Genomic DNA, 13,945 nt, shown 5'->3' on the forward strand with positions numbered 1-13,945 from the left:
ATCGGCTTTTTTTATGATAACATGCTAAATTATTTCAGTTTGTAACCAACTCCTACATTCATAAAGATATTATGCAACCCGAAACTGATACTTTCAAATCCATTCTTCATAATATTATTGAAACCATAGTCAAGTTGAGCCAATGCAAAAAATTTACGATTGACCGCATATTGAGTACCCAGACTTAGTCCAACATCAATATTCCGTACACTTTCTTTAAAATCATAATCTGCATTATCTACAATAATCTTGTCACCGGTAGGCTGCTCATGTCGTAGATATCCGTTATAAGCTTCCCCATAAAACTCTTTTTTTACTGCAAAAGAAATATATGGACCAGCTTGAACATTCCAATGGCTTGAAAACTGGTAGGTTGCCTGAATGGGTACAGAGAGATAAAGATTATGTACTTTAGTGGTTATATCTCCTGTGTAATACCCTCTCAATTCGTCTTTAGAATCATTGACGGCGTTAAAGGTTGTTTTATATCCTTTTACTGTCGCTTTAGTATCCATTCCTTTACCTTCAAAAGTAAGGCCTAGGGCAAGCCCCCATTTGGAATCAATATGATAGTTCGCTTTCGCCCCGACAAAAAACGGAACGTTCGGGCTGTAGCTTTTAATCTTCCGAATTTCTCTCGGCAAAGACAATGGAGCCGCTCCCCCTATCTTGGTCCCCAACATGACCTGAACACCTAATCTATCATCCTTACTATCTATTTCCTGTGCGTTTACAAGCGTTGAAATAGATGCCATTACGGCTAATAAAACTATATATATACTAATTTTCATTATTTCTGGGTTACAATTTTGAGATCATCTACGATCAACTTACTACCAACAGCACCGATAAAATTATCGCCATATTTACTTGACGACATCACAATAGCAATACTGTAATCCAAATTGGTAACATCAGATTCCGTCACCTTCGCCGAGTATTTAAATGGTAAAACAAACTTTACAAAGTTATTACCAGCTGTAGCTCCGCCATTTTCTAGTCGGGCAATAGCAACGATACTCGGATCTGTCAAAATATTATGTCCTGTTAAATACGATACTCTTTTTTTAGGATCCGGTTCGGAGGCCATTAATTTCTTTCGATTGTAGAATACCGCATATATATCACATGAATCTTTCATATTAACAGGTTTTAGATTTTCATCCGTTACATTCGCTCCTGCAGTATACTTATAATACCCCTCTAAAGCCAAAGGAATCTGATTGAAAGGAAGACCAAATTGCGTTGCAGACAGTGGATCCGTCAATACGGGGCCTGTATCGAAAGATCCTATAAATAGATTCCCCGCTGCGATAGGTTTTTTAAACATGGCCCCAAAAGATCCGGTGAGTTTTGTTTCTAATAAGGCCGCTTTTCCCCCAGAATGAGCATCTGCTGTGGTTTTCGTTGGATAGGATTCTGGCTCCTTTACACCTCCACCGAAACTCAAAGTAAGTGAAAAGCTTGGGTTTCCTGAGCCCCAGTTGTAAAAATCCTCACCATCTATTTTATTAAAGAAAACAGTATACTTCTCATCTTTATCAATTGAAACATCTTCAAACCCATATTCCGTAGGCACAAAACCGCCATCTGTTTTAACTAACTTAATGAGGTAATTCTTTTCAAACTGCTTATCTTGTGAAATAACTTTGTAATATACTCCGTTCTTCAATAATTGATCTATTATGACTTTATTAACATCCTGTTCACCAGCCGGCATTTGCAAAGAATCTTGTAACAGTTCAATAGAAGCACCTGGAGTTAAATCAAACTTCATATTCAACTTTGTCAAATCATGAATACTCGGTTGAAGATAAACGGTGACCTGATTATTCGTAATCACTGGGTTCAGAAGAAAAATATCTTCCTCTGCTTGAATCCCGACTATATCTGCCTCCATATTTAATGCTTCTTCCTTTATGCAACTCCCAAGACTAAAAAGTAGCATAAAACAAATTACCCAAAGGTAAATTCGTCTTTGTTTCATAAAAAATAGTATTAGTATAAATATATTCCCAATGCATTCGATTACGCATTGAAATGATCACAAAGCTACCATTCTAGCCTCCAAGAAAAGTCATTTCGATCACCTTTTCCTGCTAAGCAACTAATTCTTTACATTTCAGAAGAATATTAACTACCTTTTATTTCCTGTCTCACTTTAATCGGCAAACTTTCAACAATCAGACTATAACTGTGCAACACAAGTTCTTCTAATGCCCGATCATTCAATTCCCGGTTCGCAATGACTGTATTCCAGTGTTTTTTGTTCATATGGTATCCTGGAAATACTGTCTGATCATATCTTTCCCTGAGTTCCACTGCTTTCTCTGGATCACATTTCACATTAAATTGTAGTATATCGACCTGATCTAGTCCAACCAATAAAAATATCTTGCCTCCTACTTTAAATACCAACGTATCGGGCCCAAAAGGGGTCTCTTCTGTAACGGGCCCAATGGACAGGCAATACTCTCTTAGCTCTTCAATATTCATATCTTATTAATTTAAGTACACTCACCTTCGATCATTAACAATTAGATTTATATAAATTTGACAATAATCCATATAAATCTAACAAAACAAGCGCTTAGTTTGCCCCTAAATTTGTAGTATATCAAAAGCGAATATAAAGAAACCAAAATGAACAAGAACCATCATTAAGCCATTCGTCAACATGAGAAATTTAAATATTAAGCTAATGCTACTCGTCATTATATCAACACTTTCAGTACAATGCAAAAGTATGGACAAGACAGATCAGGACAATCTCGCCCAAAACAGCATTGTTGAAGCAGTTTCCAAAGGGCAGATTAACGCGGTAAAGGAACTACTGGATAAAGGAGCTGATGCAAACCAAAAAGGTAAAGATTCAAAATCGCTGTTGTTGATCGCCACAGAAAAAAACGATCTGACTATGGCCAAATTACTTCTTCAATATGGTGCGAAGGTGAATCAGCAGAACAATATTTTAAATAGCCCCTTTCTGTACGCCGGTGCTTCAGGATTTACTGAACTAGTTAAGCTTTACCTCGACCACGGAGCCGATTTCAAAATTTTTAATCGATACAATGGCACGGCACTTATTCCTGCCTGCGAACGTGGTCATGTGGAGACGGTAAGACTATTGGCCAATACAAAAGGTTTCCCAATAGATCATATTAATAGACTGGGCTGGACCGCACTATTAGAAGCTATCATACTCGGAGACGGCAGTCAAAAATATGTGGAAATTGTCCAGATATTATTGGACGCCAACAGCGATAAAAATATAGCTGATAACGAAGGTGTAACACCCCTACAGCATGCCAGAAAAAGAGGGTTTAATAAAATTGTCACTATACTGGAAGCAAAAAGCAGCAAGTAAGCAATCTTACTTCTGCTATTGCAAGGCCAAATGTTGACGCTGTTCTTTCTATTTCTGCAAAAGCGCCTGAATCTCCTTTTGGATCTCCGCTCCCTTATCTGTGTTATACCATTTTTGAATCTCTTCTTTAATATCCGAAAAATCTTTCCCCTGCTCCTTCAAGCTCAAGAATAAGTTCTGGCAATCTTTTGGCCTTGGTCCCCAAACTGCGAGATCTACTCCATCATCATTTCGGATCACTAGAATCGGGATTGATTTCCCACCATTCGTTAAATAAGAATCTATTAAAAAAGGTGCGCTATCACGCAATTGGATATCGACAGTAATATTGGGGTTTCGGGCCGCCATCTTAGCAAGCATTGGGACAGAATGTGCCGCATCGCCACACCAAGGTTCTGTAATAATGATCCATTGTTGTCGTTCCGAAATCGTGTCAATAAACTGTTGAAAAACCTCTGTTGGTTCAAAACGTTTTAACCAACGGCCCATCCTTGTCCAGTTCATTTTAGTGTATTGATAGTACTCGTCATCCTGGTAGGTAGGGTGATTTTCAGGATGATTCAATATATCTTCGAATTGTTGCAAATAATTTTCAAACGTCATAAAATCAATTTTGTGCAAAGGTAATTTTTAGTTCCTACTTTGTCAAAATTCTATATCCCAAAGATTTTACAATCGCTGATGAGTTTTCACACTTATTAACAATTAACTCAATTATCTTTGGCACATACAACCAGTAAATGAAAAGATTAATTCAATTATTCCTAGTATTTTTTGTTATCAGCACAGCTTATTCCCAGACAATCATAAAGGGGAAAATTTTAGATAAAGCTGACAATAAGCCGTTGACAAATGCTTCTGTCATTCTACTGAACACCGATTCCGTGCTCCGCTATTTCAATAGGGCCAATGAGGAGGGAAAGTTTCAGATCAAAAATATTAAGCCTGGCAGCTATATACTTTTAGCAACTTATCCAAAGTTTGAACTCTATAGCGACACCATTGAACTCAAGGGACAAGATATCGACTTTGGCGATATCAAAATCAATTCGCAGAAAAATGTCCTTGAAGAGGTTATCATTACGCGCAGACTTCCCATTACCATCAAGGGTGATACTATCGAATATGACGCAGGAAGCTTCGAAACCGAAAAAAATGCCAAGCTCGAGGATCTTTTACGCCGATTGCCGGGCTTTACAGTGTCTGGAGATGGAAATATCACCGCTCAGGGCAAATCAGTACAGAAAGTCTTTATAGATGGCGAAGAATTTTTTGGTTATGACCCTAAAATTGCCATACGCAATGTGCGGGCCGATGCAGTCGACAAAGTGCAATTGTATGAGAAAAAATCAGAAGAGGCCGAACTTTCGGGTATAGATGACGGTGTGCGTATTCAGACCGTGAATGTAGTGTTAAAAGAAAAGGCCAGAAAGGGTATCTTCGGAAATGCAGAGCTATTAGGTGGTACCAAGGAGCTCTATGCCGGAAACTTATTTGCGGCCAAATTCAACCAGACTGAGCGCATCGGTATAACCGCCAACCACAATAATATGGGGAGCTCCAATAGCCATGAAGGATCTTTACGAATGAACAATCAGATTACCGGAGAGCCGCTAAATACATCTTTAGGGGCGAACTACGAAAACCAGTTTCTCAAAAAGGCGCTAAAAGTAAATGCCAATTATAACTATAACAGTAGCAGCAATAAAAACCGATCGGAAAATTACAACAAAAACATCCTTCCTGATAACTCGATCTTAGAACGAAATAGCAAAAATTACAACGAAAATAGTGCAAGAAGCAATGGTGTCAGATCCAATCTCTCCATGCGACTGGATTCAACGCAGCATATGGACCTACAGGCCAACGGAAATTGGTCCAATAATTTCAGTTTAAGTCAGTCGGAAAGTGCTACTAATGATGGCGCCGGTGCGGCGGTTAGCTCCTTTAATGAGAAAAATGAATCGAACACTTCGAGCCAAAGCAATAATTTTCGCCTGAATTATAGAAAAAGACTCAAAGCCGGCAGTTCATTAAATTTAATGGTCGGCAACAACTATAATGAATCAACTTCGGAAAGTAAAGTTAATTCAGAAACAATTATCCATCAGAGCAATGACACCACGCGTATTAACCAAAATAGATGGAGCAATAACAAAGGTAATACCTTTTCTACTTCATTCAATTTCAATAATAGGCTAAATGACGCCATGAATTTAGCTTTGGGCTACAGCTTCAATCAGTCAAACAACAAGAACGAACAGGTATCAACAGACATACAAACTAAAGAGAAAGATCCCTTATACTCTAAAAATCAGATCGACAATAATACCAACCAGGGAATCAATGTCCATTTGTCTTATCGGAAGGATAAATTTGAGGTCAATCTTTCCAACCGAACATTCTATAAAAATCAAAAGTTAAGCGATAGTGACCGGGATATAAACCTTTCAAGGAATTTTTGGGACAACAATTTAAACTTTGATGCCAATTACCGGATTTCAAACAGTAAGAATATCCGACTGGCCTATCAGAGTTCCAATATCATTCCTTCATTTGACCAATTACAGCCACTGCAACCGCAGACTAACCCACTGTTTCAACAGATCGGTAATCCAGACCTCAAACGGGCTGTCAACAACAACATTTCAGCTAATTATAATGCGTTCAGTTTGCTAAAGGGAACCAACATTAATATTAACGGAAATTTCTCTTTCGTCAATAACCCAATTGTCAATAAGACAACAGTCATGGAGAATTCGGCCCAGATCAGTAGCTATGAAAATTTATCGGGTAAATCAAACTGGAATGGTGGATTAAACATCAATCATATGCAACCCCTGGCCAATCGTCGCATTAACTTCAATAAAAGTGCAAATATCCGGTACAACAACAGTTACAGCTACACAAAATTTGAAAGTGGCCAATCTCAAGGGGAGTTTCTCCTGAACAATTCAAAAAACACCGCATTCGGCCTAGGATCAAGCTTAAATGAACAAGATTCAGAAGGCTTTGATTTTGATATTTCATTGAATGCCGGCATTAACGCACAGCAAAATTCGATCAACACGCAATATAACGCAACTAACTTTGAAGGTGGAGCTTCGGGATATATCAAATATTTTCTGCCGAAGAAATTCAATATCGTGACCAACGTTTACTATAGCTACACTGGCCCCACTAAACTTTACAAGAAAGCAATTAATCAATTTTATACCAATTTGGAGCTGGAAAAAAAGGTATTGAAAGATGAAAGTCTGACAGTCAGCCTTAAGGCCTTTGACCTCTTTAACACATTTAATAATACACGTCGGAATGGCAGTGATACCAATTATTCAGAATCCACCCAACAGGTATTGACACAGTATTTTTTAGTTGGTGTCAAATGGGATTTCAATAAATATTTAGGAAAAAGCAATGATTAGAACATATTTAACCATTATTATATTTTGTCTAAGCGGATTATCTCTGCAGGCACAATACGTCTATTTTGGCAATAGGGGTACCATTAGTTTTGACAAGGTGACGTATACAAAGGCCCGCATGCGACAAATGTCCAATGACATGAGCTCAAAAATGATGGGCCGGGGAATAGACTTCATGGAGCACCTGGATAAAATGCCAGACTCGCATACAGATCGATTTAACTTATATTTTGATGAGAATGCGACCGTTCTTATGCCCGAAGAAAGCCCAAATACCGAAAAGCCGAATGGAGGAGGCAAAATGCGTGCGCCAAGTATCACGGCAAGTGGCCGCGGTGGTAGAAATCAGGGTGGTTCACGAGGTGGAGGAAACCAGCGTGTTATGCTCAGAGGTGGAACCAGTAAAAATGGAAAAGTACTTTACCAAGATCTGAAAACGGGGAAGGCCGAGATTCAATTGGATATCGATGAGAAATATTTGCTTGCTGAAACATTAGATAGCATCACCTGGCGCTTTACCGAGGAATTCCGCAATATTGCTGGTATCAACTGCCGAAGGGTAAATGGTGCTACCAAAGACTCCCTTTATCTGATTGCCTATTATGCCGAAGAAATACCGGTCTCTGCAGGCCCTGCCCTGAGCCATGGTCTTCCGGGTATGATATTGGGGCTGGTCATACCAGAGATGCATATCCAATATTGGGCAACAAATATCGCCTATACCAATAATCTTGTTCCCACAGATTGGCGGGACAAAAAATCAAAACAAATGCAACTGGAAGAATTTACAGCACTCTTTGGCAGATATATGCCACGCAATCGTCAAAATGAGTCAGCTAAAAAACGGATCTTGGAGCAACTTGTCTATTGAAAATGTCAGTTTGGCAGTACCTAAGTACAAATTGATGACAAATAGTGATTTTTTTACAAAACATTCGGATTGGCATAAGGGTTGATAATAGAGTGATAGAATTTATTTAAGTAAAAAATTAAAATACAAGATATGTCTAAAATTATAGGAATTGACTTAGGTACTACAAACTCATGTGTTGCCGTAATGGAAGGTAACGAGCCTGTAGTAATTACGAATAACGAAGGTAAGCGTACCACTCCTTCCATTGTAGCTTTCGTAGAAGGTGGTGAGCGTAAAGTGGGTGATCCAGCTAAACGTCAAGCAATTACTAATCCACATAAAACTATTTATTCTATTAAACGTTTTATGGGACTTTCATATGATGAGGCCGTAAAAGAAGCTGAACACGTACCTTATAAAATCGTTAAAGGTGATAACAATACACCACGCGTGGAAATCGACGACCGTAAATATACTCCACAAGAAATCTCTGCAATGATTCTTCAAAAAATGAAGAAAACTGCTGAAGACTTCTTAGGTCAAGAAGTAACAGAAGCTGTCATCACAGTACCTGCATACTTCAACGATGCACAGCGTCAAGCAACAAAAGAAGCTGGTGAAATCGCTGGTTTATCTGTTAAACGTATCATCAACGAGCCTACTGCTGCTGCTTTAGCTTACGGTTTGGATAAAGCACACAAAGACATGAAAATTGTTGTGTTTGACTGTGGTGGTGGTACACATGACGTTTCCGTATTGGAATTAGGTGATGGCGTATTTGAAGTAAAATCTACTGACGGTGATACACACTTAGGTGGTGATGACTTCGATAATGTGATCATCAACTGGTTGAATGAAGAATTCAAAAACGAAAACAATGGCTTTGACTTGAAAAAAGACCCAATGGCCTTGCAACGTTTGAAAGAAGCTGCTGAAAAAGCGAAAATTGAATTATCAAGTGCAACTTCTACTGAAATTAACTTACCCTATATCACGGCAGATGCAACTGGTCCAAAACACTTAGTTCGTACCTTATCACGTGCTAAATTTGAGGCTTTGGCAGCTGACTTGATCAAGAGAACAATTGCTCCTTGTGAGTCTGCATTGAAAAATGCTGGTTTCAGCAAGTCAGATATCGACGAAATTATCTTAGTAGGTGGTTCTACACGTATCCCTGCAATTGTTGACGCTGTAAAAGCTTTCTTCGGAAAAGAGCCTTCTAAAGGCGTAAACCCTGACGAGGTTGTTGCTTTAGGTGCTGCAATCCAAGGTGGTGTATTGACTGGTGAAGTAAAAGACGTTTTATTATTGGATGTAACTCCACTTTCATTGGGTATCGAAACAATGGGTGGTGTAATGACTAAATTGATTGAAGCAAATACAACTATCCCGACTAAAAAATCGGAAACATTCTCAACAGCTTCAGACAATCAACCATCTGTGGAAATCCATATCTTACAAGGTGAGCGTCCAATGGCAAGCCAAAACCGTACAATCGGTCGCTTCCATTTGAACGATATCCCGCCTGCACCTCGTGGCGTGCCTCAAATTGAAGTTACTTTTGATATTGATGCCAATGGTATCATCAAAGTATCTGCAAAAGATAAAGCAACTGGTAAGGAGCAAAACATCCGTATCGAAGCATCTTCAGGTCTATCTGACGACGAAATCAAACGCATGAAAGAAGAAGCTGAAGCAAATGCTGATGCTGATAAAAAAATGAAAGAAGAAGCTGACAAAGTTAATGCAGCTGATGCCTTAATCTTCTCAACTGAAAAACAATTGAAAGAATATGGCGACAAAATTTCGGCAGATAAGAAAGCTCCTATTGAAGCTGGCTTAACGAAATTAAAAGCTGCGTACGATGCGAAAAACTTCGCAGATATTGATGCGGCTTCTGAAGAATTACAAAATGCTTGGAATGCGGCTTCTGAAGAAATGTACGCTGCTTCTCAAGGTGCTGCACAACAACCACAAGGAGATGCTGGTCAAACACAAGGTGGAAACCAAGGTGGTGATGACGTGACTGACGTAGATTACGAAGAAGTGAAATAATCACTCCTCCTGATAAATAAAAAGCTCTGGGTAGATAACCCGGAGCTTTTTTTGTTTATAAGAAACATCTCCTCTAGAAACGCGAAAGAGCTGCTTAGTATAGTGCGCAAATTGCCCAGAAGAATTTAATAAACCCAGCTATTTCCGATAATGGCTCAATATTCCTTTATCCAATGTAGCCCAGACTCCTGCTGGCATGTCTGCCTTCTTCAAAGCATTGTTTGTCCAGGTATTACAGGAATAAAACATGCTATAGGCCCCTTTGGCTTCATAAAAAGCATCAGCATCGTCGTATTGCGCATCCGTATCGACCAATATAGGTTTACCTTCACGCAAATCCAGCGAATCATAGATATACTTTACCAGTGCGCGATATTGCTCCTCATTTATTTTATATCCAAAACATAAGTCAGTCTCTCGAATGGAATTATAGTAGGTCACATGTATTGCAGACTGTCCCAACCCAAAGGCTGCCACAAAGGCCGTTGAAGCCTTAAGATCTTTCCATTCCGGTGTATCCAAATAAAAACCTTTGTCCCCCCAGCCTACACCCATATATTGATAACCGGCTTTTTTACCAACCGTGTTGGCATAAGGAAATACAGTGGACCAGTCCATATCTTTCACGATGACCGGCAAAACAATATCTGTGTGTACACCATTGGATTTAACAAATACCTGAATCGTTTGATCTGTTGTTACCAGTTTACGCGATGCTGAGAGTCTTGACAGGCTATACTCCCCAACAATATATAAGACGCAAAAACCTATAATTCCTAAAATAATATATCCTAACACCTTAAGTATCTTTTTCATTTAACCAATTCGATTTTCTATCATAATCTAACGTGTCGGTTTTTAATCTTAGCTGCCTCCAATGACTCCATCTCCGAAAACAGCACAACGCCTGTCTAGAACATCTGCATTGTTGGGCGAAAAAAAACCTGTATTGTTTGACACAATACAGGCTCAATATAAGCTATTTCTATTAGCTCTTAAAATAACTTTTCTGGATATACGCCATCAGCAACCAATTTCGAAATTGATTCTTGAACGATAGGTTTATCTTCTTTATATGTTACACCAAACCATTTCGATGATGTTGGGATGACTTTAAAATCCGCCATTTTATGTTTCACCATATAATCCGGAACTGAAGGAATAAAAAATTCAGCTTTCAAATTCTCTTTATTTTCTTCAACAAAAGCTGGGAACATCGCTTGTGCTACTTCGAAGATTTTTGGCGTGAAGCCCCAAAAGTTCATCGAAACGCGTGTTTCCGGATCCAAATCGTTTTCAACACCATTTTCCTCATAAACAATCTTGCGATCGTCCCCCTCACCTTTGTAATAGATGTTGGTACGCTCAGTAACACTTTCCATATGACCTGTAGGACTAACTTCACATACTCCACGTGATACATAGCCGTAATCAGACATTGTATTTCCGACCTGAAAACCCATCAATGACATCTGTTCGTCTGACACCTCAGTCGTTAAAAACTTCGCCATTTTGTTGAAAGAATCTGAACCATAAAAATCGTCCGCATTGATCACACAAAAAGGTTCGTTCACTTTATCCTTAGCGCTCATCACAGCGTGTGCTGTACCCCAAGGTTTCGTTCTTTCAATGACGTGATTTACGCCAAATTTAGTTAAATCAAAATTTTGAAAAGCGTAGTCTACTTCTATTTTACCTTCCAATTTTTTATCAAAAACTTCTTTCATCTTTTCTAGGAATTCTTCCCGAATAATGAATACAACTTTTCCAAATCCTGCGCGAATGGCATCATAGATTGAATAGTCAATAATTGTCTCGCCGTGTGGGCCAAAACCATCTACTTGTTTTAAAGAACCATACCGGCTAGCCATTCCTGCTGCCAAAATCAAAAGGGTTGGTTTACTCATATTTAAATTGCGTTAATAGAACTTTCTTTTCGTCCGCAAACTTAGCTAAATTTGCCCTTAAAAGCAAATGTAGCTATGTGCTGATCACTGTCTAAAAATAGTGTATCGGAACGAAAATTATCAATAAATTCGTGTTATTTCTTTTTTAAGAATGCATTCAATAGACCGGTTGCCAATTTCCCCAAGAGTTTGACCCCTTCTCTTGCGAGTGTTGTTGTCGCCGTACGCTGCGCAGCTTCTAATGGCGTCTGCCTCCTTGAAGTCGGTCGATCAGCTTTGGCAGCCTCTTTCTCCGCAGCTACACGCTGTTCTTCCTGCTGTACAACCTGCATTTTCTCATCGATCATCTCAGCGGCAGAACGATTTTCCTGTCTTTCCTGATATTTTGTCTTTAAGTCCGACTGATTAATAATCAGATTGATTGTCGCATCGTCTGCAGGGCCCATTACAGCACGGGCTGGTACTAGATGGGTTGCCACCACTTCCGTAGGAATACCCTTATCATTCAACACTGTAATTAAGGCCTGACCTGTACCCAAGGAGGTCAAAATCTGATCAATCTCATAGAAATCCGATTTGGGGTAGGTTTTCACTGTTTTTTTTAGATTTTCCGCATCATTAGGCGTAAAGGCCCGCAACGCATGTTGTACCCGGTTTCCCAGTTGTGCCAATACCGACTCCGGAACATCCGTTGGAGACTGTGTACAGAAAAACACACCAATTCCTTTGGATCGGATAAGCCGGATAATTTGATCCACCTGCGTTAGAAATGCTTTGGACGCTCCATTGAAAAGAAGATGTGCCTCATCAAAGAAAAATATCAGTTTTGGCTTGTCCAAATCTCCTACTTCAGGCATGTTTTTAAACAATTGGGCAAGCAGACTCAATAAAAATGTTGAATAAAGCACAGGTTGATCCTGCACATCGGAAATATTCAATAGGCTAATCATACCCTTTCCGTCAACTTTCTGAAATAAATCGTTGATATCAAATTCCTTTTCCCCAAAGATATGGGCTAGCCCCTGTTGTTCCAAAGCGACTATCTTACGCAAGATCGTCCCCGAACTTGCTGAACTGATCTTACCATAATCATTCTTGATCTCTTCACTTCCGGGACCGTCGGAAAGATAGGTTAATAATTTCTTTGTATCGGTAAAGTCTATCAATGGCATCTGATGATCCTGCGCATACTTAAACATGGCCGCCAAGACCCCGGTCTGTGTTTCATTCAGCTCCAGAATCCTGCCCAAAAGGACCGGTCCAAAATCATCTATTGTAATCCGCATCGGAATTCCTTTGTTGCCCGACAGTGAATACAATTCTACCGGAAAACTTGCCGGTTCAAAGGGTATTCCTACCGCATTTCCGCGATCCAGTAAAGCTTGATTAGTTACACCGGGAACGGCAAGGCCAGAAAGATCGCCTTTCACATCCAGCATAAATACAGGTACGGATGCATCTGATAATTGCTCGGCGATCAATTGTAGCGTTCTGGTTTTACCTGTCCCTGTCGCACCGGCAATCAGCCCGTGGCGATTCATCATTTTCAGTGCCAGATTGACCTTTGCATCCGCTAAAATCTCACCATTCAAAATACCCGCTCCCAAATATATAAAATCCCCCTTGGGGTTATAAGAAGCCTGAACCTTCTCGATAAATTGTTCTTTATTTGCCATAGAAAAGGCTTAATATTTATAGTTCATAAATGATATTGAAAACTCTCCAAAAAATAATCTTTTCGTCACAATTTCGTGCCAAAATTCATTTTGTATGCACTTTTAATTTGAAATTAACATAGAATTGCTATTTTTACGATGTAAAACAACACTATTAAAGGTACTAAAAAATGTTAAATAAGAGATTTAGATTTGTGGCAGCATTCCTATGTGCGATCATCTTTTTCACAAAGATGGCCATCTCTATATCGCCTATTTTTTCCAATAGTTTAGACCAGAATACCATTTTACAAATTGTTTTACAAATAGAAATCGAGAACAATAATGGCGCAAGCACGGATACGCTTGAGACAGCCTCAAAATTTTTCAATACAAAATCAGACGACCCCATTGTATTCGAGACTATCATTGTTGAGAACCAAGGAAAACAAAAGAATTACCTTAAAAACGAGAAAAGCATTTTAGCTTTCCATCCTACGGTTCCAACGCCGCCTCCTAACTGTTAATAAAGGCATCCCTATGGGATGTATCCAAATCGTCCTCATGCTGAATCCCAGTATGCGGTTTCTTATTGATTTTCTCATAAAAATGCCAATGCGCAGCAGTATTGGGTACCGTCAGTAAGTACCCATTAGCTACCGCTGTAGGCAAATTCATGAAGA

Annotated in this window: 13 protein-coding genes; 5 read left to right on the forward strand and 8 right to left on the reverse strand. The window is 39.2% G+C overall.

Features of this window, described 5'->3' with window-relative positions:
* Positions 1 to 29: 29 nt before the first annotated feature.
* From BWD42_RS14485 to BWD42_RS14495, 3 genes are all read right to left on the reverse strand, one after another.
* On the reverse strand, positions 30 to 791 hold the full coding sequence (locus BWD42_RS14485; RefSeq protein ID WP_077437119.1) for a porin family protein: 762 nt from the start codon (positions 789 to 791) through the stop codon (positions 30 to 32).
* The gene (locus tag BWD42_RS14490) at positions 791 to 1,987 is read right to left on the reverse strand and encodes a PCMD domain-containing protein (protein WP_077437120.1); all 1,197 of its coding nucleotides are present in this window, start codon (positions 1,985 to 1,987) and stop codon (positions 791 to 793) included. Before BWD42_RS14490 ends, BWD42_RS14485 begins: the two co-directional genes overlap by 1 nt.
* A gap of 146 nt (positions 1,988 to 2,133) precedes the next feature.
* The gene (locus tag BWD42_RS14495) at positions 2,134 to 2,496 is read right to left on the reverse strand and encodes an MmcQ/YjbR family DNA-binding protein (protein ID WP_077437121.1); all 363 of its coding nucleotides are present in this window, start codon (positions 2,494 to 2,496) and stop codon (positions 2,134 to 2,136) included.
* 250 nt (positions 2,497 to 2,746) lie between these two features.
* On the opposite strand from BWD42_RS14495, the gene BWD42_RS14500 reads away from it, so the two are divergent.
* The gene (locus BWD42_RS14500) at positions 2,747 to 3,367 is read left to right on the forward strand and encodes an ankyrin repeat domain-containing protein (RefSeq protein ID WP_254846242.1); all 621 of its coding nucleotides are present in this window, start codon (positions 2,747 to 2,749) and stop codon (positions 3,365 to 3,367) included.
* A gap of 48 nt (positions 3,368 to 3,415) precedes the next feature.
* Here the strand turns inward: BWD42_RS14500 and BWD42_RS14505 are convergent, their stop codons facing one another.
* On the reverse strand, positions 3,416 to 3,970 hold the full coding sequence (locus BWD42_RS14505) for a thioredoxin family protein (RefSeq protein ID WP_077437123.1): 555 nt from the start codon (positions 3,968 to 3,970) through the stop codon (positions 3,416 to 3,418).
* A gap of 137 nt (positions 3,971 to 4,107) precedes the next feature.
* Here BWD42_RS14505 and BWD42_RS14510 point away from each other — a divergent pair, with 137 nt between their 5' ends.
* The 3 genes from BWD42_RS14510 (at position 4,108) to dnaK (ending at position 9,700) form a co-directional block, all read left to right on the forward strand.
* Positions 4,108 to 6,792: a TonB-dependent receptor gene (locus BWD42_RS14510; RefSeq protein ID WP_077437124.1), complete on the forward strand. Its 2,685-nt coding sequence runs from the start codon at positions 4,108 to 4,110 to the stop codon at positions 6,790 to 6,792.
* Positions 6,785 to 7,663, forward strand: coding sequence for a GLPGLI family protein (locus tag BWD42_RS14515; protein ID WP_077437125.1), 879 nt, complete (start codon positions 6,785 to 6,787; stop codon positions 7,661 to 7,663). Before BWD42_RS14510 ends, BWD42_RS14515 begins: the two co-directional genes overlap by 8 nt.
* A gap of 132 nt (positions 7,664 to 7,795) precedes the next feature.
* On the forward strand, positions 7,796 to 9,700 hold the full coding sequence (gene dnaK, locus BWD42_RS14520; protein ID WP_077437126.1) for a molecular chaperone DnaK: 1,905 nt from the start codon (positions 7,796 to 7,798) through the stop codon (positions 9,698 to 9,700).
* A gap of 138 nt (positions 9,701 to 9,838) precedes the next feature.
* Here dnaK and BWD42_RS14525 read toward each other — a convergent pair whose 3' ends face one another.
* The 3 genes from BWD42_RS14525 to BWD42_RS14535 form a co-directional block, all read right to left on the reverse strand.
* Positions 9,839 to 10,516 carry a TIGR02117 family protein gene (locus BWD42_RS14525; RefSeq protein WP_139351169.1) on the reverse strand — a complete coding sequence of 226 codons (678 nt, stop codon included), beginning with the start codon at positions 10,514 to 10,516 and terminating at the stop codon, positions 9,839 to 9,841.
* Positions 10,517 to 10,695: 179 nt separating this feature from the next.
* On the reverse strand, positions 10,696 to 11,607 hold the full coding sequence (locus BWD42_RS14530) for a sugar phosphate nucleotidyltransferase (protein ID WP_077437127.1): 912 nt from the start codon (positions 11,605 to 11,607) through the stop codon (positions 10,696 to 10,698).
* 134 nt (positions 11,608 to 11,741) lie between these two features.
* The gene (locus BWD42_RS14535; RefSeq protein ID WP_077437128.1) at positions 11,742 to 13,283 is read right to left on the reverse strand and encodes a helicase HerA-like domain-containing protein; all 1,542 of its coding nucleotides are present in this window, start codon (positions 13,281 to 13,283) and stop codon (positions 11,742 to 11,744) included.
* A 170-nt stretch (positions 13,284 to 13,453) separates the two neighbouring features.
* Here BWD42_RS14535 and BWD42_RS14540 point away from each other — a divergent pair, with 170 nt between their 5' ends.
* Positions 13,454 to 13,789 carry a hypothetical protein gene (locus BWD42_RS14540; RefSeq protein ID WP_254846243.1) on the forward strand — a complete coding sequence of 112 codons (336 nt, stop codon included), beginning with the start codon at positions 13,454 to 13,456 and terminating at the stop codon, positions 13,787 to 13,789.
* Here BWD42_RS14540 and BWD42_RS24775 read toward each other — a convergent pair.
* Positions 13,779 to 13,940, reverse strand: coding sequence for a hypothetical protein (locus BWD42_RS24775; protein WP_175992069.1), 162 nt, complete (start codon positions 13,938 to 13,940; stop codon positions 13,779 to 13,781). The genes BWD42_RS14540 and BWD42_RS24775 overlap by 11 nt on opposite strands.
* Positions 13,941 to 13,945 lie beyond the last annotated feature (5 nt).

Origin of the sequence: Sphingobacterium sp. CZ-UAM (assembly GCF_002000245.1) — a bacterium.
Lineage (GTDB): Bacteria > Bacteroidota > Bacteroidia > Sphingobacteriales > Sphingobacteriaceae > Sphingobacterium.